Here is a 21,965-nt window from a genome sequence, read left to right as displayed (position 1 = left end):
TTCGCTTTGCGAGGGGGCGGCTAGGCGGCTATGCGGGGGCATGACCACACGCATCTGGACGGCCGCGCTCGCGGTGATCGGCGACGAGATTTTGTCGGGCCGCACGCAGGACAAGAATGTCGCGCAGATCGCGGCGTGGCTCAACGTCCAGGGGATCCGCCTGGCCGAGGTGCGGATCGTCGCTGACAAGACCGACGCGATCGTCGAGGCGGTCAACACGCTGCGCGCGCGCAACGACTATCTGTTCACGACCGGCGGCATCGGCCCGACGCATGACGACATCACCGTCGACGCGATCGCCGAGGCGCTCGGCGTGCCGGTCGTCTTCCACCCGCAGGCAGTGGCGGTGCTCGAGGCCTATTACACCACGCGCGGCGGGCTGACCGAGGCGCGCAAGCGCATGGCGCGCGTTCCCGAGGGCGCCGACCTGATCGAGAATCGCATGTCGGGCGCGCCGGGCATCAAGCTCGGCAACGTCTTCATCATGGCCGGCGTGCCGCACATCACCGCTGGGATGCTCGACGCGCTGACCGGCACGCTCGAGGGTGGGCTGCCGGTGCTGTCGCGCACGATCGGCTGCTGGGTCGGCGAGAGCGAGGTCGCCGACGTGCTGCGCCAGGCCGAGAAGACCCATGAGGGCGTCGCGATCGGCAGCTATCCCTTCTTTCGCGACGGGCGCACCGGCGCCAATTTCGTCGTGCGCGCGACCGATGCTACACTCGCCGACCGCTGCGTCGCCGATCTGACCGCGGCACTCGAAGCGACCGGCCGCAGCGTCATTGCGGGCGGCATCTGAACTTGGGAGCGACCTGATGAAGCGCGCATATCTTGCGGCAGCCCTGACCCTCACGCTCGCGGCCTGCGACGGCAGCCCGACCGGGAGCACTGCGCCGGCGGCGGTGGCGAGCCACGATCCGATGGAAGCCAAGATCGACGCGCTGTCGCCGAGCTTGCAGGAAACGACGATGTTCCGCGCGATCCGCGACGGCGGCTATACCTGCCAGAAGATCGTGCGGATGGAGAAGCACGCGCCGATCGACGGCAAGGCGGTGTGGATCGCCGAATGCGACGACAAGGGGCAATATGTCATCACGCTCCAGCCCGGCGGCATCTTCTGGGTGAGCGGCGTGCCGCAGCCCAAGAAGCCGCGCTGATCCGCACCAAGCTCAGCGTCTGCGCGCGCAAGCGGCGGTTCGGTTCGGAGATCGCTGCGGTGCAGGCGGCCGAGCAGTCTGGCCTCGTGCTCCGACCGTATCGTTGCGACCGCTGCCGCCAGTTTCATCTGACCAGCCGCACCAAGGGCAAGCGCGTGCCGCGGATTGCCTGATCCCCGTCGCCCCGGCGGAGGCCGGGGCCGCTGGTTTGCTGAGCGGGCGGTCCGACCCGAACCTAGCGGCCCCGGCCTTTTACGGGGCAACGGCGACGGGCTATGTCGTTTTCTGGTGGTGTCGTTTTCTGGTGGTGTGCTGATGGTCTGCTTTGGAGCGGAACTTAAACGCTGCCCTGCATCTCCGATGTCGAGTATCTAACTTTTTGGCAGCTTCCATTTTACAGTGCCATCTTTCGATCCTGACATCTGTGGATGCGGCTCGGATGATCGTTTAACCAACACGCAGGTTCGAGCGTCGAGTTCGGGGTAGCCGCTAGACTTCGTGATTGTGCAGTCCGTTAAGCGACCGTCGGGGCCATATTCTGCATGATATCGAACTTTCCCCTCATGCCGCATTCGCAAAGCCAGAGCAGGGTAATCGTCGTGTTGAACCTCTGCTTCGGCCACGCCCGAGATCAAAAGGGAGGCCGTCAAAATGCACAAACGCGTTCTCATTCTACCGCATCCTTACCCATAGAGCATATACAGCGTCGGTGAGTATATGGCGGGGAACATGATGATTAGATGACCGCTGTTGGTCGAATTCGGAACGACCGCAGTAACCAGCCCACCACTTGCCCCAACCGAAACCCGCCTTGCAGCGACTCGCTTTGAGGCGCAGGGGAGGCGCTGCCGACCATCCGATCAGCCGAGCAAGCGCTGGCAGGAGAGCCCATCCATCCGGTCCCCGCGCACCGGCCCGGGCGCATATCGCGTCCTGCGCAGCAACGACCCAAGCTTTCGGAACCGCGCCATGCGATTGCGCCGCCGGGGCCTCGCCTCGATCAACAGTGAAATCCGCGACGGCATCCTGCCCGCCGCGGACAGCATCGCGCTCGTCGCGAAGGATATCGGCGCGGTCGGGCATACGCCGAAGAATTACCGGCTGATCGCGCTGATCATCGCCTGCGCGCTGTTCATGGAGCAGATGGACGCGACGATCCTCGCCACCGCGCTGCCGACGATGGCGCGCGATTTCGGCGTGCCGGCGACCAACATGAGCTCGGCGCTGACTTCCTATCTGCTCGCGCTGGCGATCTTCATTCCGGCGAGCGGGCGCCTCGCCGACCGCTTCGGATCGCGCACCGTGTTCCGCGCCGCGATCCTGATCTTCGTCGCGGGCTCGGCGCTGTGCGGCATCGCGCCGAGCCTGCCGTTCATCATGGGTGCGCGCTTCCTGCAGGGGCTGGGGGGTGCGATGATGATCCCGATCGGGCGGCTCGTCCTGCTGCGCAGCGTCGCCAAGGAGGATATGGTCTCGGCGATGTCGTGGCTGATCATGCCCGCGCTGATCGGGCCGATCCTCGGGCCCCCGGTCGGCGGCGCGATCGTCACCTATCTCGACTGGCGCTGGATCTTCTATCTCAACGTGCCGATCGGTTTGCTCGGCGTCGTGCTGGTGACGCGCTACATCGGCGAGGTGCGCGCCGAAAAGCCGGTCGCGGCCGACCCGGCGGGGTTCCTGCTGTCGGGCGTGTCGCTCGGCTGCCTGCTGTTCGGCTTCGAGATGACCAGCCGCAGCGGCGAACTGCCCGCGGCGATCGCGCTGATCGCGATCGGCTGCATCGCGGGCGCGCTCTACATCCGCCACGCGCGGCGTCGCGCCGACCCGATCCTCGACCTCTCGCTGATGCGCGTGCCGACCTTTCGCCTGTCGCTGATCGGCGGATCGCTGACGCGGATCACGCAGGGCGCGCAGCCCTTCCTGCTGCCGATGATGCTCCAGCTCGGCTTCGGCATGACCGCGGCGGCGAGCGGCGCGATCACCGTCGCGACCGCGATCGGATCGCTGGCGATGAAGGGGCTCGCACCGCGCGTGCTGCGGCGCTGGGGCTTTCGCAACAGCCTGATCGTCGGCGGGCTGGGGGCGAGTGCGGGCTACGCGGTGTGCGGGCTGTTCCGTCCCGACTGGCCGATCCCGCTGATCTTCGCGGTGCTGATGCTGTCGGGCTTCTTCATGTCGTTCCAATTCTCGGCCTACAACACGATCGCCTATGACGAGATTCCGAGCGAGCGGATGAGCTCGGCGACGAGCTTCTACGCGACCTTCCAGCAGCTGATGCTGTCGCTCGGCATCTGCGTGGGGGCGGCGTCGCTGCACGTCGGGATGCTAGGGGGCGGGCATACCCGCCCGCAGCTCGGCGACTTCACGCTGGCCTTCCTGGTGGTCACTGCGATCTCGACCAGCGCGACGATCTGGAACGCGCGCTTCGCCGCCGATGCAGGGGATGCGATGAGCGGGCATCGCGCGTAGGAAGCGGCGTGCGCAGGAACGCGGATACCGGCTTTCGTCGTTGGATTGCCACGCTATGATCGAGGAAATTCCGATGGAGCCTGATCCTTTGCCCGACATCGCGACCCCCAATTTGCCGAGCCGAAACTTCGACCGGACGGCCGAATTTTTCGGGAAGCTGGGCTTCATGGAGACGTGGCGCGACCCGGCGTGGATGATCCTCAAGCGCGGCGATATGACGCTTGAGTTCTTTCCGTATCCCGACCTGGATCCCGCTGACAGTTCTTTTGGCTGCTGCTTCAGAATGCAGGACGTCGGCGCATTTTTCGCAGATATCAAAGCCGCTGGTGTGCCGGAGGTGACGGTGGGGTGGCCGCGAGCGCACAAGCCGAAGCGCGAAGCCTGGGGCGGCATCGTCGGGGCCTTGATCGATCCAGACGGAACGTTGATTCGGCTGGTTCAAGCGCCGGACTGAACGACTGGACCTGAGCGCTTTTCCCGTTCGACGTCTGCCAGCACGAGGGCGCGTTTCGAACGCGGACCGGCGGCTATCGGGCGGACACGCGGTTGGGTAGAAAACGACTAGTAGCGGACCTCAGGGTCCTTAGGCATATCCAGTTGCGAGGGGCGTTCGATGAAGTTCGTGTTGAAAATTGCTTCGGTCATTTTGATGACTAATATAGCAACGGCAGCGGCGTCCGCGTCGACCAATCCGACAACCGCTAATCCGCAGGCGCTACGCGTTAGACTTTCTGCGCCCGCTCGCGCCCCTCTCGGTGCAAACGAGATAAGGAGTGTGATCTCAGGTAAAGCTCTGCTGTTAGACGAATTGACGCCACTAGCCCCGGGTGTCATTTTAGACGTACTGATAGAGGGTGGTTGCCCACCTGTCGAAAGCTTCTATTCCGATGGAAGGTGGGAACGTGGAACTTGTGCTCGCGGCTACATCGTTCGTCATGGTCACTGGGGCATCAAGGCAGGTATTGTCGGATCGGAGCTTTGCACCACTATCGAAGGCCAGGAGGCTTATTGCCGCACTGTTTGGCAAAGGTTGTCTTCAGACCGTTTGATACTGACAGTTTCTGGGCGGCGTTTCGGCAATCCAGAGTATAACCCTTACAAGACAAAACCGCTGTAAAAGTCTGCTCCCCACCAGATCCAGACATACGCTCCTAACGACTTCACGATTTAGGTCGCTCCCTGACCGGCCGGGATGACCTAGGTTCGCCCCTCCCCTTCAGGGGAGGGGATGGGGGTAGGGGGGGCCTCGCAGAGACCGACTGTTTTGACTTCCCCAACCCAGCGTCAGGCCGATCAGGCCCCCGGCCTGACCTCAACCGCGCGGGGCGCGGTTGACGTGGCGCTCCTGAAGGGGAGCGGCGTTCCCGGCTTCAGCCGACGAACGCGCGCTCGATCACATATTGCCCCGGATGCGAGTTCGAGCCCTCGACGAAGCCCAGCGTCTCGAGCTTGGCGGCGAGGTCCTTGATCATCGCCATGCTGCCGCACAGCATAATGCGGTCGGTCTCGGGGTCGAGATGCGGCGTGCCCGGCATCTGCGCGAACAACGTGCCATCGTCGATCAGCGCATCAATCCGCCCGGTCGTCTGGAACGGCTCGCGCGTGACGGTCGGCACGTAGGAGAATTGCGTCGCGGCCTGCTCGTCGACCAGTGGATCGTCGGCGAGCTTGGCTTCGAGCGGCTCGCGATAGGCGAGGTCGACGACGCGGCGCACGCTGTGGACGATCTGGATCTGGTCGAAGCGGTCGTAGATTTCCGGATCGCGCGCGACGCTGAGGAACGGCGCGAGGCCGGTCCCGGTCGACAGCATGAACAGCCGCTTGCCCGGCAGCAGCGCGTCGGCGACGAGCGTGCCGGTCGGCTTGCGGCCGAGATAGACCTGGTCGCCCGGCTGGATCTGCGACAGGCGCGAGGTCAGCGGACCGTCGGCGACGCGGATCGAGAGGAATTCGAGCTCTTCGGCATAAGCCGGGCTGGCGATCGAGTAAGCGCGCAACAGCGGGCGCTGCTCGCCGGCGAGGCCGAGCATGACGAACTCGCCCGAGCGGAAGCGGAAGCTTGCCGGGCGCGTGATCGTGAAGCTGAACAGATGCTCGTTCCACATCCGCACGCTGAGCACGGTTTCGACCGAAAGCGCCGTGGTCGGCTCGAGGGCAGGCATGCTTGCAACGACATCATTCATGAATAGACCGTCCTTGTATGCGCCGGTGAAGCGCGGTGGTGCCACCCGGCAATCCAGCCCCCGCGCGCCCTGTCGGCGCATCCTTATCCCAATTTGCGCGCCTTGATCGGCCCACGACACGCGGTTGCAGGCGGCAGGCGAAACGCCGTACCACCCCGACCGAGCGTCGCCGAAGGACGATCGACATACTCTCGCACGCCGTTACTCCGGTCGGGCGGGTCGATTCAACGGGTAACTTCGGCGCGTACGGTCGGCTGCTGTGACGATGCAGGCGGCCGACGTCAATATGCGCGGGCCGATCAGTGCGGCAGCTTCTCGGCGAGCGCGTTGATGCTGTCGCCGGTGAACACGTTGAGCGAGACGCCGTCGAGCTGGATCGCGCGTTCGAGCTTGAGCGTCGCGGCCGAGCGATGCGGCGAATCGAGCTGCTGCCATGTGCGCACCGCACCTTCGAGGCTGGTCACCTCGGCTACCTCGGCGTCGCCACGCGGCACGTCTTCGAGCGATGCGCTCATCCGCCAGTCGATCGCGGGGGTCTTGGTGTCTTCGCCCCAGGTTGCTTCAGTCATTATGATCTGCCTTCGTTGCGGGCGTGCCGCTTCATCCTGGGTATAAGCGCGGCGAGGGCATGCTAGGTTCCATGCAGGATCAGCGCTGGGCGCCGGTCACGTCAGATGGAGATCAACCGGATGGATCGGGTCATGCGGGCCCGGCTCGGCGGTTGCAGCCGGATAGAGCAGGTCGAGAAAGCCGAGCAACTGCTCGGTCTCGCTCCGTCCCGCCGGCCGTCGATTGGACGGATGCAGGTCGATCGGTGCCGCGATATCGACGACGTCGCTGCCCCACGCGTCGGCCAGCGCCAGCAGCGGTTCGGCGAACGGATAGGCTGCGTGCGCGACGACCGAGGGGAAGGGCAGGCGCGTCGTCGGGCCCGAGCGCGCGCTGGCGGCGATCGCTTCCTGACCGAAGCCGACGTCGAGCGGCGCGAGCAGCAGCGCACCCTTGATCCCGCTCACATAGCTGCGCGGCGAAAGCTGCGCCCACCACGCCACCGCCAGGCAGGCGACGCCCTGCGCCAGGATGACGACAGGCGTATCGCGGCGCGCGACCAGCGCATCGAGCTGCAACGCCCAGCGACCGCTGTGAAACTTGGCGAGATCGAGCACGACGTGCGGGGCATCGCCACGCCGGATCGGATCTCCGGCGGCTGCCACCACGATGGGCTGTGCGGTCCTGATCGTGCGATCCTCGTCCATCCGACTGACCCTCGAAGAGTGCGGTCGCCGTCTGCTCGATTCTCGGGCGAGTCGGGCGGCAAGGGTCAAGCCTATGCCGATGCGCAAGACTGGCAATCGCGCTGCGCCAAAGCGACGGCGGATATCGGCAGAGTGAAATCCGCTATGGTTGCGGGGCGCGGCGGGCGCGGCTACCGCGCAGCGATCCATCGTGCCGTCGCGCGGTGCTGAAAGCGCTTCATGCCGACTTCACCGATCGCCCTGCCTCTCTCCGACCGTGTGGGCGTGCCGGCCGAGATCGCCTATCTGCGCGCCGCATACCCAGCGCCGCAGTGGCGCAGCCACCGCAACTATGGCGAGCTCTCGGCCTTCTGGCTGAGCGTCCATGCTAGCCTGCGCGAGCAGGGCGGGCAGGTGCAGCAGGTGACCGCGGCGCTGCGCGAGGGGCGGATCGACCCGGCCGCGTTCCAGAGCGCGTTCGTGCCGCGCTTCAACCATTTCCTGCAGCATCTGACCGGGCATCACCAGATCGAGGATCATGCCTATTTTCCCAAGTTCCGTGCGCTCGATCCGCGAATGGTGGCGGGGTTCGACCTGCTCGAGAATGACCATGCGGTGATCGATGCGACGTTGCACGAAACGGTCGAGCAGGCGCGTGCGCTGCTCGCCGCACTCGGGCAGCCCGGCGATGCGCGGCTGGTCGCGACCGATCGCTTCGCCGGGGCGTCGGATCACCTGATGGGCCTGCTCGCGCGGCATCTGGCCGACGAGGAGGATCTCGTGCTCCCGGCGATGCTCGAACATGGCGAGCGGAGCGTCAGTTGAGCGGCGTCGCTTGCATCTTCGGCGCGCGGCGCTGACGGGTGGCGCGCAAACGCTACCTCACCGCGACGCTGCCCGACGGCTACGTCAAGACGATCGGCCCGACCGCGACCGCCTTCACGCATTATTGGCGGATCGTCGCCGTGCTCGCCAACGGCAAGAGCGAGGTGTTCTGGGGGCACACCAAGTCGCTCGCCGAAGCCAAGCGCAAGAAGACCGCGCTCGCCGAAGCGGCCGGGCAGCGCGGGTGGCAGCGCTATGCGTTCGAGATCGTCGAGGTGGTGGAGACCGACGGGTAGGCGGGGAAGGAGGTTGTCACGGTGACGTCCCCCACCTTAGAGCTTCCCCGGCGAAGGCCGGAGCCCAGTCGGAATGGCCACGATAACGACGCGCAGTCGCCAGCCTTCTCGTGTTCTACTCCTGGGCCCCGGCCTTCGCCGGGGAAGCGCTTTTAGATGGGAAGCCCGCTTTAGATCCGCGCCAGCATTCCCGTGACGCCTACCACAAGCAGCGGCGCGCCAGCCGCCAGCAAGCGCCAGCGCGGCAGCGCCCACGTCTCGCGCCGCGTCAGCGTCAGCGCCGCGGCGATGCCGACCGCGGCGATCGTCCAGAAATGATAGCGCACTTCGGAGGCGACGCTCAGCGGCAGGTAGCTGAAGCCATAGAGCACCGCCGACCAGGCCAGCGCGACCGCGGGGTCGCCATCCGCCAGCGACGGGCGCAGCACGAGCAGACCCAGCCCGAGCGCGAGCCAGCAGATCGGCCAGCCGAGCGGGGTCGTCAACAGCGTCTGCGCGGCGCTCGCAATCGCCGAGCGGGCGGCATTGGGCGCGACCGCGAAACCCCACGGGTTGGGGTCGGAAGCAAGCGAAAGCCCCGGCAGGTCGGCATCGTGGACGAGAAAGCGCGTGTTGCGATCGAAATGCGCGAGCCGGTGCTGTGCATAGGCCAGCGGATAGTGTGCCACCGCCGACGCCCACCAGGCGTAGGGGCCGTGCCCGGCCTTGAGCGGCGGGCGCAGAGTGGCGTAACCGATCGCGCACGGCGCCGGGCCCCACCAGGCATAGCGATCCCACGAGATTGGCGAATAGCAGTCGGCGTTGACCGCGACCGGATCTCCGACCGGCGTCGGGGGGAAGGCATCGACCCCGGCAAAGCGCCCGATCCCGCCGAGATCGTAGATCACCAGCGACAGCTCGACCCCGCTCCGCTCGGCCTTTAGTGCGGCATTGGCGAGCGGGAGCGCGAGCACCAGCGGGATCGCGGCAAGCAGCGCCGAAGCACCGAGCCGCGGCAGCGTGCTCCGCCACCCCGCCGGCAGTGCGAGCAGCAGCAAGGGCAGGCACGCCGGCACCGCATTGAAGCGCAGCGTCGCCGCCGCGACCAGCAGCAGCACCGCGCCGATCCGCGCGCCACGCCGCACCGGGAACGCTGCGAGCAGCCCACTCGCCAGCAGCAGGGCGCCCGCGAACAGGCTGTCCTTGAGCACCGTCCCGACCAGCACTAGCGCGATCGGCGACAGCGCCAACAGCCCGATCGCAAGCGCGGCGATCCGCGCGCCGCGCCGCCACGCCGCGACCATCCACAGCGCGGTACCGCCCCAATAGAGCGCGACCTGCAGCACCAGCATCGGCGCGGGGCCGGCGGCGAACACGCCCAACTGCCGCCACAGCCAGTTCATCGCGGGCGGGTGCCAGTCGTCATAATGGCCACTCAGCGCCTGGCCATATTGGCGGATCGCATCCCAGGTCAGGATGCCCGGCCAGAACAGCAGGCCATGCAGCAGCGCCAGCACGACGATGCCACCAGCGCCGACCAGCAGCGTACCTTTGTCTGTCACACGTCCCACCAGCCGACGCTAGCGGGCAGCCGCGCGTGATGCCATCGCCGATCCGCGCTGCGCCGCTTGTCGGGCGCCGGATTTTGCGCTTTGTTGCGCGAATTCGCGAACCTGTGGGGGCTCCTTCATGTCATTTTCTCGCCGCGCGCTGGCGGCCGCCTGCCTGCTCGCCTCGACCATGCTCGCTGCGCCCGCTGTTCTGGCGCAGGGCAACGCCAAGCCCGCCTTCGCCGAGCCGACGCTGTCGCCAGACGGCGCGCTGATCGCTTTCGCTTCGGGTGGTGACATCTGGGAGGTCGCGGCAAGCGGCGGCATCGCGCGGCCGCTCGTCACCGACGCGGCGACCGAGGGGCGGCCGCTTTACTCGCCCGACGGCACGCGGCTGGCCTTCACCTCGACGCGCGGTGGCAACGCCAACCTCTACGTGCTCGATCTCGCGAGCGGTGCGGTGACGCGGCTGACCTATGCCGAGGCGGGCGAGGAGCTCGATGCCTGGTCGCCCGACGGGAAATATCTCTACTTCGCGTCGGGCGTCGCCGACGTCGCGCGGCAGGGCGACATCTTCCGTGTCCCCGCCGCCGGCGGCACGCCGATGCAGATCAGCCGCGAGAAATATCTCGCCGAATATCAGGCGGCGCCGTCGCCCGACGGCAGCACGCTGGTGATCAACACGCGCGGGATCAGCGCCGGCCAATGGTGGCGCAACGGCACCTCGCACATCGACCAGACCGAGCTGTGGGTGAAGCCCGTCGCCGAAGGCGGTGCCTATCGCCGCCTGCTCGCCGATGGCGAGAAGCACGCCTGGCCGATGTGGAGCCGTGACGGCGGCAGCATCGTCTATATGAGCGCGAAGGGCGGCACCGAAAATCTGTGGCGCCTCGGGGTCGGCGCGGGGGCGGCGCCCGAGCAATTGACGCGCTTCACCGACGGGCGGCTACTCTATCCGTCGATGGCGGCGAACGGCGCTGGCATCGTGTTCGAACGCGATTTCGCCGTGTGGCGGTTCGATCCGGCAACGGGCCAGGCGAGCGCAGTCCCGATCACATTGCGCGGCGCAGCGAGCGCGACCCCGCGCCGCCACGATCAGTTGCAAAGCTTCACGCGCATGGCGCTCTCGCCCGACGGGCAGAAGGTCGCGGTGATCGGGCATGGCGAAGTGTTCGCCACCGCGGCCAAGGATGGCGGGACGGCGCAGCGTATCACCAATACGCTCGGCGCCGAGCGCGAAGTGGTGTGGTCGCCCGACAGCCGCCGCGCGCTGGTGATCTCGGAGCGCGGGCTCGCCCACGCGCTGGTCGAATATGATGTCGCCAGCGGGCGCGAGACGGTGCTGACCACGCAGGGCATCGCGTCCGCGCCTGCCTACGCCCCCGATGGCAAGAGCGCGGCCTATGTGCTCAACGACCGCGAGCTCCACGTCGTAACGCTGGCGGGCGGGGCCGACCGCACGCTGTTCACCGGCGCGATCGCGACCGACGAGCGCGACGGGCCGCGCCCGACCTGGTCGCCCGACGGGCGCTATATCGCCTTCCCGCTGCTCGACGCGCGCTCGTTCGTCAACGTCCACGTCGTGCCGGCGGCGGGTGGCGCGGCGCGGCCGGTGAGCTTCCTCGGCAACGGCCAGATGGGCGGCATCGCCTGGTCGCCCGACGGCAAATACATCCTGTTCGACACCGCGCAGCGCAGCGAGGATTCGCGGATCGTGCGGATCGACCTGCTGCCGCACGTCCCGAAGTTCAAGGAAGACAAGTTCAGCGACCTGTTCAAGCCCGGCAAGCAGCCCGGCACGCCCGACACGCCGGGCGACATCCCGACACCGCCCGCGCCAAAGCCGCTGCCGAGCGCGGCGAAGAAGGGCGCAGCAGCCCCCGTACCGCCGAAGGTGCCGCCGGTGACGATCGTATGGGAAGGCTTGCGCGGTCGCGCGACGATCCTGCCGCTCGGGCTCAACGCCGACACGCCGGTGATCAGCGCCGACGGCAAGACGCTGGTGTTCCGCGCGCAGGAGCGCGGGCGCGCCAACCTCTACAGCTACAGTCTCGACGAGATCGCCGACGAGCCGCCGGTGGCCCAGCAACTGAGCCAGAGCGACCGGCCCAAGGGCGACTTCGCGCTGAGCGGCGACGGCAAGACGCTCTTCTACCTCGACGGCGGCCGCGTCATCTCGACCCCGCTCGAGAGCCCCAAGCCCAAGCCGATCGCGGTCGGCGCGGAAATGGACGTCGATTTCGCGACCGAGAAGCAGATCGTGTTCGACGAGGCGTGGAGCATTCTCGACCGCAAATTCTTCGACGCCGGCTTCAACGGGCACGACTGGAAGGCGCTGCGCGCGCACTATCAGCCCTTCGTCAGCGGTGCGCGGACCCCCGACGAGGTGCGGCGGATCATCAACGTCATGATCGGCGAGCTCAACGCCTCGCATTCGGGGATTTCGCTGGCGGGCGGCGCGCCGGGTGCGCCGCGCAGCGGACGCGTCGGCGATCTCGGGCTGCGCTTCGATCGCGCGGCCTATGATGCCGGGCGCGGGCTGGTGGTGCGCGAGGTGATCACGCTCGGGCCGGCGGCGATCGAGAAGATCGTGCCGGGCGATCGCATCGTCAGCGTCGGCGGCGTCGCGGTCGGTGCGCGCGGCAATCTCGACGCTTTGCTCGAAAACACCGTCGGCCGGCGCGTGGCGCTCGGCGTCGAGGGCGCGGGCGGGCGGCGTGACGTCGTTGTGCGCCCGGTCTCGGTCGGATCGGCGGCGGGGCTCACCTATCGCCAGTGGGTCGACGACCGGCGCGCGCTGGTCGACCGGCTGTCGGGCGGCAAGCTCGGCTATGTCCACATCGCCGACATGTCGTCCGAATCGCTCGACCAGCTCTATCTCGATCTCGATGCCGAAAATCAGGGCAAGCAGGGCGTGGTGGTCGACATCCGCAACAACAATGGCGGCTTCATCAACGGCTATGCGATCGACGTGTTCGCGCGACGCAACTATCTGACGATGACGCCGCGCGATTTGTTCTCGTTGCCGGGGCGTCAGGCGCTGGGGCAGCGCGCGCTCGGCAAGCCGACCGTGCTCGTCACCAACGAATCCTCGCTGTCCGACGCCGAGGATTTCACCGAGGGCTATCGCGCGCTCGGGCTCGGCAAGGTGGTCGGGCAACCGACCGCGGGGTGGATCATCTTCACCGGCGGCGAGCAACTGATCGATGGCTCGTCGGTGCGCACCCCGAGCACGCGCATCCAGGACGGGCGCGGGCAGGACATGGAGATGCACCCGCGCCCGGTCGACTTCACCGTCGAGCGCCCGCTCGGCGAGACCGCGAGCGGCAGCGATGCGCAGTTGAGCGCGGCGGTCGAGGTGTTGCTCGGCCAATTGGCGGGGAAGCCCTAGCCTCCGTCCTCCCCTCCCGCGTGCGGGAGGGGGTAGGGGGAGGGCGTGCGCTGTCAGCGTCAGCTGCCGTCGAGAGCGCGTGCCCACCCCCAGCCCCTCCCGCACGCGGGAGGGGAGATACACGCAACACTGTCCTACATATATCCAGATAGGTTACCTACCAAGTCGGAGGTGATCAATGTCCATCGAAACCCTGATCGACGCCGTCCTCGACCGCGAGGGCGGCTATTGCAACCATCCCGCCGATCGCGGCGGTGAGACGCGCTACGGCATCACGGCCGCGGTCGCGCGCGCGAACGGCTATGCCGGGGCGATGCGTGACCTGCCGCGCGACACCGCGCGCGCCATCTATCGCAAACTCTATTGGTGTGCGCCGCGCTTCGACGCAGTCGCCGTGCTGGCGCCGCGCATCGCCGCCGAATTGTTCGACACCGGCGTCAACATGGGCCCGCCGGTGGCGACCGCCTTCCTGCAACGCGCGCTCAACGCGCTCAATCGCGGGGCGAGCGACTATCCCGACCTGCGCACCGATGCGCGGATCGGCGAGACCACGCTCGCCGCGCTCGCCGCCTTTCTCGCCCGCCGCGGCGGCTGTGCCGAACGCGTGCTGCTCAAGGCGATCGAGGCACTGCAGGGCGAGCGCTACGTCGCGCTGGCCGAGAGCCGGCCCGCCAACGAAGCCTTTCTCTACGGCTGGCTCGCCAACCGCATCGGTTAAAGGCGGCCGCGATGGTGTGACTTTACTGTGACTTTCCGTTTTTCGAGAGGAGACGCATATGGGACTGCTCGACGGCCTGATCGGCCCGATCACCAGCATCATCGACAAGGTCATTCCCGACCCCAAGGCGCGCGACGAGGCCAAGCTCAAGCTGCTGACGCTGCAGGGCTCGCAGGAAATGGAGCAGGTGAAGACGCAGATCTCGGCGATCATCGCCGAGGCGCAGAGCACCGACCCGTGGACCAGCCGCGCGCGCCCGAGCTTCCTCTACGTGATGTACGTGCTGCTGCTGTGGGCGATCCCGATGGGGCTGATCGCCGCCTTTCGCCCGCAAATGGCGCAGGACATCGCCGCGGGGATGAACGCCTATCTGAACGGCATCCCCGAGCCGCTCTACGCGCTCTTCGGCACAGGCTATCTCGGCTACACCGCGGCGCGATCGTGGGGGAAGTCGAGGGGATCGTCCAAGTAAACCCGCGAACGTTGAAAGGGGAGGGGGGCGGCACCGATTGCCCTCCCGACCCACTGTGCTATCCCGCTCCATCACCTCGACGGAGCTTCCCCCTTTGATGCGTCTCAGCCTGTTCGCTTTCCTTGCCAGCGTGTCCGCAACCCCGCTCATGGCGGCCCCCGCCACCACGATCCACAGCTATGGCGGGCTCGCGCTGTCGCCGAAGGGCGACCGGATCGCGACGATCGACAGCGACACGAGCGGCGCCAAGCCCAAGATCGTGATTCGCGCCACCGCCGGCGGCCAGATCCTGCGCAGCTTCGACCCGTGCCGCAGCAGCTGCGCGCTGTCGGGGCTGACCTTCGCGCCCGACGGCAGCCTCGCCTTCCTCGCGCGCGACAAGGCGGCGGGCGTGGTGACGCTGTCGCTCGACCGCGGCGGCGCGCAGCGCACGCTCGCGACGATCAAGGGCATCGCACAGACCCCGCGCTTCTCCCCCGATGGCAGCAGAATCGCGCTGCTGGTGACGATCGGCGCGGCCAAGGAGGCCGGCGCGGCGCAGGCCGGCGTCCGCCAGATCGGCGAGATTGGCGAGAAGAGCGACGAACAGCGGCTCGCTGTTTTCGACGTCACCGGCACGGTCGCCGCCGACGCGGTGCGGCCACTCTCGCCGGCGGATCGCTACATTTACGAATATGACTGGACGCCCGACGGTAGCGGCTTCGTCGTCACCTCGGCGCGCGGCAATGGCGACAATAATTGGTGGGTCGCGACCCTCGACGCGGTCGACGCGCAGACCGGCGCGGTGCGCACGATCGCCGCGCCGAAGACCCAGCTCAATTTCCCGCGCGTGTCGCCCGACGGCAAGACGGTCGCCTATATCGGCGGCCTGATGAGCGATTTCGGCTCGGTCGGCGGCGATGTCTGGACGGTCCCGTTCGCCGGCGGCGAACCGCGCAACACCCAGCCGAACAGCAAGCTGACGGTGACCTCGCTGGTCTGGCGCGACGCCACGATCCGCGGCACCGCACTTCGGGGCGACAGGATGGGGCTCTATGCCGATGCCGGCGAGCGCGCCGACGGCTTCGGCTGGAGCCGCCCGTCGAGCCTGGCGGCAGGCGACGCCAGGGCGGCGTGGAGCGCCGATGGCAAGGTAGTGGCGACGGTCGCGCAGGACTTCACCCATGCGCCCGCTATCTATGCCGGCCCGGTCGGCGCACCCGTCCAGATCACCCACGACAACGATGCCGTCCCGGCGCGGATGACCGCGCGCAGCATCAGCTGGAAGAATGACGGGTTCAACGTGCAGGGCTGGCTGCTCGCCCCGCTCGGCGCGCCGACAGCGCGGAAGGCGCCGATGATCACGATCGTCCATGGCGGCCCGTCGGCGGCGAACGTGCCCTATTTCGGCGGCGGCTACTCCGCGTTGCTCGATGCCGGCTATTACATCTTCCTGCCCAATCCGCGCGGCAGCTTCGGCCAGGGCGAAGCCTTCACCGCCGCCAACAAGCGCGATTTCGGCGGGGGCGACCTGCGCGATATCCTGACCGGGATCGACGCGGTCGAGAAGGTCGCCCCGGTCGACGATGCACGGCTCGGCCTCACCGGCGGCAGCTATGGCGGCTTCATGGCGATGTGGGCCAACACGCAGACCAACCGCTTCAAGGCGATCGTCGCCGGCGCGGGGCTGTCGAACTGGGTGAGCTATTACGGCACCAACGGCATCGACCAGTGGATGCTGCCCTTCTTCGGCAAGACCTTGTACGAGGATCGCAAGGCTTATGAGGATGTCTCGGCGGTCAACTTCATCCGCAACGCCAAGACGCCGACCTTCATCTATGTCGGCGAGCGCGACATCGAGGTGCCGCCGACGCAGTCGATCGAATATTGGCACGGCCTGAAGGACATGGGCGTGCCGACCAGCCTGGTGATCTATCCCGAGGAAGGCCACGGCATCCGCGGCGCCGCCAATGCGGCCGACGTCGCGGCGCGCACGCGGGCGTGGTTCGACAAATATCTGGCGGCGAAGAAGTAACCCTTCCTCCCCTCCCTGGAAGGGAGGGGCTGGGGGTGGGTTGCTCTCAGGGGGAACGTTACGGCTGCTGCGGGCCGACCCACCCCCAACCTCTCCCTTCCAGGGAGGGGAGAGCAATTACCGCAGCGGCTTGCCCGAATCTTTCCAGCGATCGAGAATCTGCGAATCGCCGGGCAGCGTATCGACCGCCGGCTTCGGCGCGGCGACCGGAGTGCCGCTCTGCACGTAAGCGGGCTGGATCGCCGCGGCCTTCGTCACCGGAACCGGCGTGGTCGGTACCACAGCCGTCGCGATCGCCGCGGCGAGGATCACCGGCGGGTCGGTCCGCGCGTGCGGGCCGGGCACCGGCTCACCGCCGACATAGCCCTGCCGGAACGCAGCGGGGGTGCCCCAACCGCCCTGCCAGCGATGGAAGAAATGCGCGCCGATCGCCGCGGTCATTACCAGGCTGCGGTTCCACGACGGCGTCACGGCATACGTATGGTAATGCGTCGCCAGCCCGACCTCGGCCATGACATGGCCGTTGAGCGCCGCGACCGCGACCTTGAGCGCGCGCAGCCAATAGGCTTTCGATGGCGCCCCGCGCAGCAATGCCCCGTCGCAGGCGAAGCTGAACTGGCAGCCGGCATGTTCCGATCCCTGATAGACCACGCCGCACACCGTGGCGGGGAAGGCGGGGTGGCGGACGCGGTTGAGGATGACCTGCGCGACCGCCTGCTGCCCGGCATCGGGCTCGCTCGCGGCTTCATAGTAGATCGCGGTGGTCAGGCATTGCAGCGCACGGCCGTGGTCGATCGCGCTGGCAGACGCCATCGAGAAAGGCGCTGCGGGGCGGACCGAGCCATCGCTCGCCAGCAACGCGGCCCCGGCGGGGAGCGGCAAATCGGGCAGCGCGATCGTGCCGGTCGCGCCCTGCATGGCGGTCGGTTCGGCGGAGACTGCCGGGGCGGCGGCGTAATAATAGGCCGCGCCAGGGAAATGATCCTGCAGCTCATAGCCGCTCGGCGCCGGCGCCATATGCGCCGCCTTGGCATTCTGTTCGACGATCGCGCGCAGCGCGGCATGCGCCGAAACGCCGGCGAGAACGAGCGCGCATAAGCCGATGGCGCCGAGCTTGCTCAGCCGCCGCATCTTCACCCAGCCAAGAAGCGCCCGCGCGTTCACGCGCGCTCCATAGCCGATTGTGCGCGGCGGCGATGCTGCCAATTTGCGCCTGTCTCGCGACGAAACAGTTGATGGTTAATGGAAGGGTTGAGTGGCCGGTGTGCCGCTATCCCCGTTCGTGCTGAGCGCGTCGACGCACTGGTCTCCTCTCACGCGCAACGAGGGAGAGCAGCCCTTCGACAGGCTCAGGGCGAACGGTGGGATGCTAGCGCAGCGTCGCGCTGTCGAGCTTGAGCGCATCCGCCGCGATGACCTCGACATTCGGATACGCCTTGCGCAGCTCGGGCAGGAACAGCTTGGCGTCGCCGACCACGACGATGCTCGCCGCGCTGGGATCGAGCAGCTTTGCCGCCGCCGCCTGCACCGCCGCCGGATCGACCGCCGAGACGCGCTGCGTGTACTGCCCGAGCTCGCTCAGCGGCAGGCCCTGGACGACATAGCCGCCGACAGTGCCGGCAATCCCGCCGGTCGTCTCGGTCGCGCGCCCGAAATCCCCGACCAGCACCGCCTTGCGTGTCTCGAGCTCGGCCGCGCTGACCGGCTCGGTGCCGAGCCGCTTCATCTCGGCAAGGATGATCGACACCGTCTCGGGTGCGCTCGGGTTCTTGGTCGAGGTCCGCCCGGCGACGACGCCCGGCAGGCGCCCGGCCTGCAGGCTGCTGCCCGCACCATAAGCCAGCCCGCGCTTGATGCGGATCTCCTGGTTGAGCCGCGACGAGAAGCCGCCGCCGAGCACGGTGTTGGCCACCGCTGCGGGGTAATACGCGGGGTCGCTGCGCGCGATTCCGGGCCGCGCCACCACGACGCCCGCCTGGCCCGCGCCCGGCATGTCGACGACGACGACGCGCGGCGCCGGATAGATTTGACGCGGGCCGTCGGGGCCGACCGGCACCGTTGCCTGCCAAGTCGCGAAGTTCGCCTCGGCCAGCGCCTTGGCGCGAGCAGGGGTGACGTCGCCGACTAGGACCAAAGTGGCCTGCGCCGGTGCCCAGGTCTTGGCGTAGGCGCTGCGGATGTCGCTCGGGCTGATCGCTTTGAGCGAAGTCGGCGTGCCCGACAGCGGGTGGCCATAAGGCGACGCGCCGAGCGCCGCGCGCGCCGCGACCAACCCGGCGAGCTGGCTCGGATTCTTGATCGCGACCTGGACGCCGTCGATCGACTGCGCGCGGGCACGTTCGATCTCGTCCGCGGCGAACTTGGGGTTGCGCGCCACGTCGGAGAGGATCGCCAGCGCAGGCGTCGCCTGGTCGGACTTGACCGTCACCTCGATCGAGCTGCCATCCCAGCTCGCATCGCTCGAGATCGAGCCGCCGAGCGCCTCGACCTGCCGCGCGATCTCGGTCGCCGAGCGCGTCGCGGTGCCTTTGGTCAACAGGTCGGCGGCGAGGCTGTTGACCCCGGCGCGATCGGGCCGGTCGTCGGCCGCGCCGCCCTGCGCGACGAGCAGCGCGGTCAGCAGCGGGAGGTCGTGCTTCTCGACCACGACGACGCGCATCCCGTTGGCGAGCGCGAATTCATGCGTCACCGGTGCCGCGGCGGCGATGGCGGCAGCCGGCGGCGGCGGGGCGATCCGGTCGGCGGCGCTCGCGGGTGTCACCACCTCGACCTTGCCCGGCGTGGCCAGCGGCGTGACCACAACGGTGTCGGCGACTTCGATCCGGTCGTTCTGCGGCGCCTTGGCGGCGGGGTCCTCTGGCAGATACTGGATCGTCGCCGCGCGCTGGTCGCGCAGATAGGTGCGCGCGACGCGCTGGATGTCGGCGATCGTCACGCGGCCGATCGCGGCGAGCTGGCGGTCGGCGGCGCGCGGGTCGCCGTCGATGATCACCGACGACGCGATCGTGCGGCCCTTGCCCTCGGCGGTCTCGCGCGCCTGGAGCGCGCTCGTCAGGATCTCGTTCTTGGCCTCGGCCAGCTCGGCGGCACTGACCGGCGTATCGCGCAGCCGGGCGACTTCGCGGCGCAGCGCCGTCTCGCCATCGGTCGCGGTCTTGCCGCCGGCGAGAATCGCGAACACCGCGAGGTTGCCCGGCCCCTGCTTCGAATCGAGCACGCTCTCGGCGCTCTGCGCGAGCTGGTCGCGATAGACGAGCGTCTCGTACAGCCGCGAGCTCTCGCCCTGCGACAGCACCGCGTTGAGCACCGACAGCGCGGGGCCGTCGGGATGATTGTCCGCCGGGATCGGGTAGCTGATCATCACCGCGGGCAGCGGGGTGTTGGCTTCGTGGACGACATAATGCGTCGCCTTGGTGCGCTCGGGCTCGGCGACGGTGACGCGCGGGATCGGCGTCGTCGGGCGCTTGATGCCGGCAAAATATTGGTCGATCCAGCCGTCGAGCTGGCCGGGTTCGAAATTGCCCGAGACGACGAGCACGGCATTGTCGGGGCGGTAATAGGTCGCGTGGAAGGCGCGGACGTCGTCGATCTGCGCGCTCTGGAGATTGTCGAGGCTGCCGATCGTGCCGCGCGCATAGGGGTGACGCGTGTACGAGATCGCCGGGAAGTAGAGCGAGAACAGCTTGCCGTACGGCCGCGCATTGGTGTTCTGGCGCAGCTCCTCCTTCACCACGTCGCGCTCCGAGGCGAAGCTCGTCGGCTCGACCACCAAGGCGGCCATGCGGTCGGCCTCGGCGAACAGCAGGCGCTGGAGGTGGTTGGCGGGGATCGTTTCGTGATATTCGGTGTAATCGTCGTTGGTCGAGGCGTTGTTGTTGCCGCCGACATCCTCGGTCAGCCGGTCGAACTGTTCGGAGACGAGGTTGCGCGTCGCCTTGAACATAAGATGCTCGAACATGTGCGCGAAGCCCGAGCGGCCGGCGGGGTCGTCCTTCGATCCGACGTCGTACCAGACCTGCACCGACACGTTGGGCGTGCTGGTGTCGCGGATCGCATAGACGCGCAGGCCGTTGGCCAGCGTGCGCTCGGTGAAGGCGATCGGCTTTACCGCGGGCGCGGGCGCCGGTGGGGCGGGCTTGGCGATGGCGGCGGTCAGCGGGAGCAGGGCGGCGCCCAGCAGGAGGGCGGCACGGGACAGCATTGGGGGGAAGCTCCGGATGGGGGGAGTGTTGTCCCTATGTGTCGTGCCGGCAGGCGCTGTGTCAATCGCGTGGGACACCGGCCGCGCGCCTCCCCTCCCTGGAAGGGAGGCGAGGGGAGGAGTCAGGCGCTACTTCTTCTTCGGCCGATTCGCGTAGAGCAGCACCGCCGCAAGCGCGGCCGAGCCGACGCCGACCCCGATCGCGATCGGCGCGACGGGCCAGTTGCCGTACTTCTCACCCTTCGCTTCGGCGGCGTCACGGACGCGCTTATGCTCAAGCGCGGCGGCTTCGATTTCGTTGATCTTGGACATTAGACCCCCTCTGGGCGGTTATCATATGCCTGTCGGAACGCACCGGCGAAGGGTTTGAGCCGCCCCTCGGCAATTGCGGCCCGCAGATCCGCCATCATCGCCTGATAAAACCACAGATTATGCTCCGTCATCAACATCGCACCGAGGATTTCTCCGGATCGGACGAGGTGATGGAGATAGGCGCGGCTTCCCCCAGTCGCGCCGGTGCAGGTCGGGCAGGCGCAGTCCGGGTCGAGCGGACCCTGATCCTCGGCGAACCTGGCGTTGCGGATGTTGATCGGGCCCGTCCGCGTGAACGCCTGGCCGGTGCGGCCCGAGCGCGTCGGCAGTACGCAATCGAACATGTCGATCCCGCGCTCGACCGCGCCGACGATGTCGGTCGGCTTGCCGACGCCCATCAGGTAGCGCGGCTTGTCGACGGGGAGCTGGCCCGGCGCGAAATCGAGGCAGGCGAACATCGCCTCCTGGCCTTCGCCGACCGCGAGCCCGCCGACGGCATACCCGTCGAAACCGATGTCGATCAGCGCCGCCGCACTGTCGCCGCGCAGCGTCTGGTCGAGCGCGCCCTGCTGGATCCCGAAGATCGCGGCCCCCTCGGCATGCGCCCCGCCCGCGTCGAACGCATCGCGGCTCCGCTTGGCCCAGCGCATCGAGCGCGCCATTGCGGCGGCCTGTACCTCGGGTGTGGACGTCGTCGGCACGAGCTCGTCGAACGCCATGACGATGTCCGAGCCGAGCAGCCGCTGGATCTCGATCGAGCGTTCGGGACTGAGCGTGTGGCGCGACCCGTCGAGGTGCGACTTGAAGGTCACGCCATTCTCGTCGCGCTTGGTCAGGTCGCTGAGGCTCATCACCTGATAGCCGCCGCTGTCGGTGAGAATCGGGCGATCCCACCCCATGAAATCGTGCAGGCCGCCGAGCCGCGCGACGCGCTCGGCGCCGGGGCGGAGCATCAGGTGATAGGTGTTGCCGAGGAGGATGTCGGCGCCGGTGGCGCGCACGTCGGCGGACTTGACGCCCTTCACCGTCGCGGCAGTGCCGACGGGCATGAAGGCGGGGGTGCGGATCGTCCCGCGGCGCATCGCGATCTCGCCGGTCCGCGCCTTGCCGTCGGTGGCGTGGATGGTGAAGTCGAAGCGGGGTTTGTCGTTCATCTTACTTCCTCC

Annotated in this window: 20 protein-coding genes; 11 read left to right on the top strand and 9 right to left on the bottom strand. The window is 67.9% G+C overall.

Features of this window, described 5'->3' with window-relative positions; genetic code table 11:
* Positions 1–40 precede the first annotated feature (40 nt).
* Both U1872_RS07080 and U1872_RS07075 read left to right on the top strand, forming a co-directional pair.
* Positions 41–796 (top strand): competence/damage-inducible protein A, encoded by a 756-nt coding sequence (locus U1872_RS07080; protein ID WP_332792183.1) that lies wholly within the window; start codon positions 41–43, stop codon positions 794–796.
* Positions 797–812: 16 nt separating this feature from the next.
* Entirely contained in the window at positions 813–1,154 is a 342-nt protein-coding gene (locus tag U1872_RS07075) for a hypothetical protein (RefSeq protein ID WP_332792182.1), read from the top strand.
* Positions 1,155–1,525: 371 nt separating this feature from the next.
* Here the strand turns inward: U1872_RS07075 and U1872_RS22850 are convergent, their stop codons facing one another.
* Entirely contained in the window at positions 1,526–1,825 is a 300-nt protein-coding gene (locus U1872_RS22850; RefSeq protein ID WP_443025344.1) for an energy transducer TonB, read from the bottom strand.
* Between the two features lie 298 nt (positions 1,826–2,123).
* On the opposite strand from U1872_RS22850, the gene U1872_RS07070 reads away from it, so the two are divergent.
* From U1872_RS07070 to U1872_RS07060, 3 genes are all read left to right on the top strand, one after another.
* The gene (locus U1872_RS07070) at positions 2,124–3,623 is read left to right on the top strand and encodes an MFS transporter (RefSeq protein ID WP_332792181.1); all 1,500 of its coding nucleotides are present in this window, start codon (positions 2,124–2,126) and stop codon (positions 3,621–3,623) included.
* Positions 3,624–3,711: 88 nt separating this feature from the next.
* Positions 3,712–4,077: a bleomycin resistance protein gene (locus U1872_RS07065; RefSeq protein ID WP_332792776.1), complete on the top strand. Its 366-nt coding sequence runs from the start codon at positions 3,712–3,714 to the stop codon at positions 4,075–4,077.
* 159 nt (positions 4,078–4,236) lie between these two features.
* Positions 4,237–4,740, top strand: a complete 504-nt coding sequence (locus U1872_RS07060; RefSeq protein WP_332792180.1) for a hypothetical protein — start codon at positions 4,237–4,239, stop codon at positions 4,738–4,740.
* Positions 4,741–4,993: 253 nt separating this feature from the next.
* Here U1872_RS07060 and U1872_RS07055 read toward each other — a convergent pair whose 3' ends face one another.
* From U1872_RS07055 to U1872_RS07045, 3 genes are all read right to left on the bottom strand, one after another.
* On the bottom strand, positions 4,994–5,806 hold the full coding sequence (locus tag U1872_RS07055; RefSeq protein WP_332792179.1) for a ferredoxin--NADP reductase: 813 nt from the start codon (positions 5,804–5,806) through the stop codon (positions 4,994–4,996).
* A 299-nt stretch (positions 5,807–6,105) separates the two neighbouring features.
* The gene (locus U1872_RS07050; protein ID WP_332792178.1) at positions 6,106–6,375 is read right to left on the bottom strand and encodes a hypothetical protein; all 270 of its coding nucleotides are present in this window, start codon (positions 6,373–6,375) and stop codon (positions 6,106–6,108) included.
* A 96-nt stretch (positions 6,376–6,471) separates the two neighbouring features.
* Positions 6,472–7,062: an alpha/beta hydrolase gene (locus U1872_RS07045; RefSeq protein ID WP_332792177.1), complete on the bottom strand. Its 591-nt coding sequence runs from the start codon at positions 7,060–7,062 to the stop codon at positions 6,472–6,474.
* Between the two features lie 219 nt (positions 7,063–7,281).
* Between U1872_RS07045 and U1872_RS07040 the strand changes: the two genes are divergently transcribed.
* Complete coding sequence (locus U1872_RS07040; protein WP_332792176.1) at positions 7,282–7,866, top strand: hemerythrin domain-containing protein; 585 nt, start codon at positions 7,282–7,284, stop codon at positions 7,864–7,866.
* Positions 7,867–7,904: 38 nt separating this feature from the next.
* Complete coding sequence (locus U1872_RS07035; RefSeq protein ID WP_332792175.1) at positions 7,905–8,162, top strand: hypothetical protein; 258 nt, start codon at positions 7,905–7,907, stop codon at positions 8,160–8,162.
* 170 nt (positions 8,163–8,332) lie between these two features.
* Here the strand turns inward: U1872_RS07035 and U1872_RS07030 are convergent, their stop codons facing one another.
* The gene (locus tag U1872_RS07030; protein WP_332792174.1) at positions 8,333–9,703 is read right to left on the bottom strand and encodes a hypothetical protein; all 1,371 of its coding nucleotides are present in this window, start codon (positions 9,701–9,703) and stop codon (positions 8,333–8,335) included.
* Positions 9,704–9,830: 127 nt separating this feature from the next.
* Here U1872_RS07030 and U1872_RS07025 point away from each other — a divergent pair, with 127 nt between their 5' ends.
* The 4 genes from U1872_RS07025 (at position 9,831) to U1872_RS07010 (ending at position 16,286) form a co-directional block, all read left to right on the top strand.
* Positions 9,831–13,082, top strand: coding sequence for a S41 family peptidase (locus U1872_RS07025; protein WP_332792173.1), 3,252 nt, complete (start codon positions 9,831–9,833; stop codon positions 13,080–13,082).
* 178 nt (positions 13,083–13,260) lie between these two features.
* Positions 13,261–13,800 carry a glycoside hydrolase family 108 protein gene (locus U1872_RS07020; protein WP_332792172.1) on the top strand — a complete coding sequence of 180 codons (540 nt, stop codon included), beginning with the start codon at positions 13,261–13,263 and terminating at the stop codon, positions 13,798–13,800.
* 58 nt (positions 13,801–13,858) lie between these two features.
* Entirely contained in the window at positions 13,859–14,272 is a 414-nt protein-coding gene (locus U1872_RS07015) for a holin family protein (protein ID WP_332792171.1), read from the top strand.
* A 97-nt stretch (positions 14,273–14,369) separates the two neighbouring features.
* Positions 14,370–16,286 carry a S9 family peptidase gene (locus U1872_RS07010; protein ID WP_332792775.1) on the top strand — a complete coding sequence of 639 codons (1,917 nt, stop codon included), beginning with the start codon at positions 14,370–14,372 and terminating at the stop codon, positions 16,284–16,286.
* A gap of 117 nt (positions 16,287–16,403) precedes the next feature.
* Here U1872_RS07010 and U1872_RS07005 read toward each other — a convergent pair whose 3' ends face one another.
* The 4 genes from U1872_RS07005 to tgt all read right to left on the bottom strand — a co-directional run bounded on the left by U1872_RS07005 (position 16,404) and on the right by tgt (position 21,953).
* Positions 16,404–17,450 (bottom strand): cell wall hydrolase, encoded by a 1,047-nt coding sequence (locus U1872_RS07005; RefSeq protein WP_332792170.1) that lies wholly within the window; start codon positions 17,448–17,450, stop codon positions 16,404–16,406.
* A 205-nt stretch (positions 17,451–17,655) separates the two neighbouring features.
* Positions 17,656–20,487 (bottom strand): M16 family metallopeptidase, encoded by a 2,832-nt coding sequence (locus U1872_RS07000; RefSeq protein ID WP_332792169.1) that lies wholly within the window; start codon positions 20,485–20,487, stop codon positions 17,656–17,658.
* A gap of 129 nt (positions 20,488–20,616) precedes the next feature.
* Positions 20,617–20,799, bottom strand: a complete 183-nt coding sequence (locus tag U1872_RS06995) for a hypothetical protein (RefSeq protein ID WP_332792168.1) — start codon at positions 20,797–20,799, stop codon at positions 20,617–20,619.
* A complete protein-coding gene (gene tgt, locus U1872_RS06990) occupies positions 20,799–21,953 on the bottom strand; it encodes a tRNA guanosine(34) transglycosylase Tgt (protein WP_332792167.1) in 1,155 nt (384 codons plus the stop codon). The genes U1872_RS06995 and tgt overlap by 1 nt, the downstream gene beginning before the upstream one ends.
* Positions 21,954–21,965: the final 12 nt, after the last annotated feature.

The sequence above is a fragment of the Parasphingomonas frigoris genome, from assembly GCF_036663815.1.
Classification (GTDB): domain Bacteria; phylum Pseudomonadota; class Alphaproteobacteria; order Sphingomonadales; family Sphingomonadaceae; genus Sphingomonas.
This window is presented reverse-complemented; position numbering and strand designations above follow the sequence as displayed.

Coding starts and splice junctions, on each gene's coding strand:
- U1872_RS07080 (WP_332792183.1), top strand. CDS start 41: ATGACCACACGCATCTGGACGGCCGCGCTCGCGGTGATCGGCGACGAG.
- U1872_RS07075 (WP_332792182.1), top strand. CDS start 813: ATGAAGCGCGCATATCTTGCGGCAGCCCTGACCCTCACGCTCGCGGCC.
- U1872_RS22850 (WP_443025344.1), bottom strand. CDS start 1,825: ATGAGAACGCGTTTGTGCATTTTGACGGCCTCCCTTTTGATCTCGGGC.
- U1872_RS07070 (WP_332792181.1), top strand. CDS start 2,124: ATGCGATTGCGCCGCCGGGGCCTCGCCTCGATCAACAGTGAAATCCGC.
- U1872_RS07060 (WP_332792180.1), top strand. CDS start 4,237: ATGAAGTTCGTGTTGAAAATTGCTTCGGTCATTTTGATGACTAATATA.
- U1872_RS07055 (WP_332792179.1), bottom strand. CDS start 5,806: ATGAATGATGTCGTTGCAAGCATGCCTGCCCTCGAGCCGACCACGGCG.
- U1872_RS07050 (WP_332792178.1), bottom strand. CDS start 6,375: ATGACTGAAGCAACCTGGGGCGAAGACACCAAGACCCCCGCGATCGAC.
- U1872_RS07045 (WP_332792177.1), bottom strand. CDS start 7,062: ATGGACGAGGATCGCACGATCAGGACCGCACAGCCCATCGTGGTGGCA.
- U1872_RS07040 (WP_332792176.1), top strand. CDS start 7,282: ATGCCGACTTCACCGATCGCCCTGCCTCTCTCCGACCGTGTGGGCGTG.
- U1872_RS07025 (WP_332792173.1), top strand. CDS start 9,831: ATGTCATTTTCTCGCCGCGCGCTGGCGGCCGCCTGCCTGCTCGCCTCG.
- U1872_RS07020 (WP_332792172.1), top strand. CDS start 13,261: ATGTCCATCGAAACCCTGATCGACGCCGTCCTCGACCGCGAGGGCGGC.
- U1872_RS07015 (WP_332792171.1), top strand. CDS start 13,859: ATGGGACTGCTCGACGGCCTGATCGGCCCGATCACCAGCATCATCGAC.
- U1872_RS07010 (WP_332792775.1), top strand. CDS start 14,370: ATGCGTCTCAGCCTGTTCGCTTTCCTTGCCAGCGTGTCCGCAACCCCG.
- U1872_RS07000 (WP_332792169.1), bottom strand. CDS start 20,487: ATGCTGTCCCGTGCCGCCCTCCTGCTGGGCGCCGCCCTGCTCCCGCTG.
- U1872_RS06995 (WP_332792168.1), bottom strand. CDS start 20,799: ATGTCCAAGATCAACGAAATCGAAGCCGCCGCGCTTGAGCATAAGCGC.
- tgt (WP_332792167.1), bottom strand. CDS start 21,953: ATGAACGACAAACCCCGCTTCGACTTCACCATCCACGCCACCGACGGC.